Origin of the sequence: Microcystis sp. BLCC-F209, from assembly GCF_041928595.1 — a bacterium.
Lineage (GTDB): Bacteria > Cyanobacteriota > Cyanobacteriia > Cyanobacteriales > Microcystaceae > Microcystis.
On sequence record NZ_JBHFLL010000224.1, the window covers coordinates 1 to 2295 of the forward strand.

Sequence of the window (2295 nt, forward strand, 5' to 3'; positions counted from 1 at the left end):
TCTTCCTACTCAACCCGATTTTGGGGTCTATTTTTTTCTCTCTTATCTTTGCTCAAAAACCCTATATATATGGGCGCACGGATTCCCACTATATAAAAAGTTTAAAGCAAGTCTCGTCATTTGTCAAGGGTTTTTAGAAAAAAAATCGAGCCGATTTTATAATCACCGTAACAACAATTCAGATCGTAGGGATAATTCCGTAGGGATAATTCCGTAGGGATAATTCATGAATTATCCCTACTCAGGAATGCTTTGTTTAATGCTTGTCGGGGAGAGAAATTTTCCGTCTTCATACCTTTATCCCTATTCCTACTCAACCCGATTTTGGGGTCTATTTTTTTCTCTCTTATCTTTGCTCAAAAACTATATATATATTTGCGCACGGATTCCCATTATCTAAAAATTCTAAAGCAAGTCTCGTCATTTGTCAAGGGTTTTCAGAAAAAAAATCGAGCCGATTTTATATCCATCAGCAGTCAGCTTTGGATTCTGTCTCGTTTATACTTCCCACTTTCCAGTCAGTCCCGATGAAAAAATTTTCACCCCCACAGATGAAAGAGGTTTCCTTCCCTACACCCCACACCCTACACCCCATACCCTCTTTCCAGTCAGGTGGGTTTGAAACTTCTCTACCTGACTACGACTCGGTTTGACTCTCAGGAATGCTTTGTTTAATGCTTGTCGGGGAGAGAAATTTTCCGTCTTCATACCTTTATCCCTATTCCTACTCAACCCGATTTTTGGGTCTATTTTTTTCTCTCTTATCTTCGCTCAAAAACCCTATATATATTTGCGCACGGATTCCCATTATCTAAAAAGTCTAAAGCAAGTCTCGCCATTTGTCAAGGGTTTTTCTGAAAATCTCCCCACTTCCCCAGTTCCTGGAAGATTTTGAACATTTGCCCCCCGAACAGTTACTGAGTGCTATTATGAAAAAGGATGCAAGAATCAGGTGGTTGATGGCTGAGATTAAGGGGGTTTTAAATCAGGATAAAGAAAATGTTGTTAGGCATCAGGGTCAGATTAACGTTTCTGCTATATTCAAGCTTTATCTAATCTTCAAACTATTTGGTAATTATGATACAAATTACGTTAACCCCTGAACAGGAACAGTTTTTAGAAAGACAACTGAAAACTGGTAAATATAATACCCCTCAAGAGGTTATCTCTAAAGCGTTTCAGCTATTAGAAGAACAGGAGGATGAAATTATATTACCCGATTATGTTAAAGGGACAGAATCCGCAAAAGCTTTATTAAAAGAAAAGATTAGGAAGTATCGAAAAGAACGGGAACAAAATAAGGACAAACCGATTGATCCTGAAAAAGTAAGGTTAGCAGAAGAATTTAAGCGTTTATGCCAAGAAACCCAAGCTTTACACGCTGATAATCCGTTAACCGATGAAGAAATTGCGGCGGAAATTGAAGCTTATCGGAGAGGAGAATGAGAGTTATTATTGATACAAATATCCTTATTTCTGCGGCGGTTGCTGATGGAAAACCAGAAAAGGTGATTAATTTTATTATTAGTCATGCTGATTATGATTGGATAGTATCACAGGAAATTTTAGATGAGTATAGAGAAGTTTTACAGCGAAAGAAGTTAAAACTACGTGATACCAAGAAAGCAGAATGGTTAACTTTAATTGAAAATAGCACAAAGTTAATAGAAGTTAATGTTAATGTTGACTTTACAAGGGATCCGAAAGATGCTAAGTTTATCGCTTTAGCAAGGGTTAGTGAGGCGGATTTTTTGATTACTGGTGATCGGGATTTTGAGGAGATGATAGAATTAGAACAAACGGTTATTATTTCGGTTTCTTTGTTTTATGATTTGTTTATAGGTGAGGGTGAATATGAGTGAAAGTGGGGATTTAGAATAAGAAATCGTCATCAACGAGATGAAACAACTCAGAAAAAAAGCCATTCAAGAATTAGACGCACTGTTTCCCAGTATCCTAGATAAAACCTTCAAAGGAGAACTATAAATCCTCGATAATTGCCATAATCCCCTGATTAGAGGTATTTGGATAATATTCATCCCCACATAACATTAAAATTAAATCTGCCCTTTCCTCAATCTGTCGCGAATCTCGAATAATGCTTTGTTTAATGCTTGTCGGGGAGAGAAATTTTCTGTCTTCATACCTTCCTTATATCCTCTTCCTACTCAACCCGATTTTGGGGTCTATTTTTTTCTCTCTTATCTTTGCTCAAAAACCCTATATATATGGGCGCACGGATTCCCACTATATAAAAAGTTTAAAGCAAGTCTCGTCATTTGTCAAGGGTTTTTA

Annotated in this window: 2 protein-coding genes; both read left to right on the forward strand. The window is 37.0% G+C overall.

The window, feature by feature from the left end; all coding sequences use genetic code 11:
* The first annotated feature begins 1077 nt into the window (after nucleotides 1-1077).
* On the forward strand, nucleotides 1078-1446 hold the full coding sequence (locus ACE1AQ_RS14555; RefSeq protein ID WP_002803329.1) for a type II toxin-antitoxin system ParD family antitoxin: 369 nt from the start codon (nucleotides 1078-1080) through the stop codon (nucleotides 1444-1446).
* Nucleotides 1443-1862, forward strand: a complete 420-nt coding sequence (locus ACE1AQ_RS14560; protein ID WP_106908509.1) for a putative toxin-antitoxin system toxin component, PIN family — start codon at nucleotides 1443-1445, stop codon at nucleotides 1860-1862. The genes ACE1AQ_RS14555 and ACE1AQ_RS14560 overlap by 4 nt, the downstream gene beginning before the upstream one ends.
* Nucleotides 1863-2295: the final 433 nt, after the last annotated feature.

Excerpts from the sequence above, each read along its gene's own strand:
- ACE1AQ_RS14555 (WP_002803329.1), top strand. The coding sequence starts at position 1,078 with ATGATACAAATTACGTTAACCCCTGAACAGGAACAGTTTTTAGAAAGA.
- ACE1AQ_RS14560 (WP_106908509.1), top strand. The coding sequence starts at position 1,443 with ATGAGAGTTATTATTGATACAAATATCCTTATTTCTGCGGCGGTTGCT.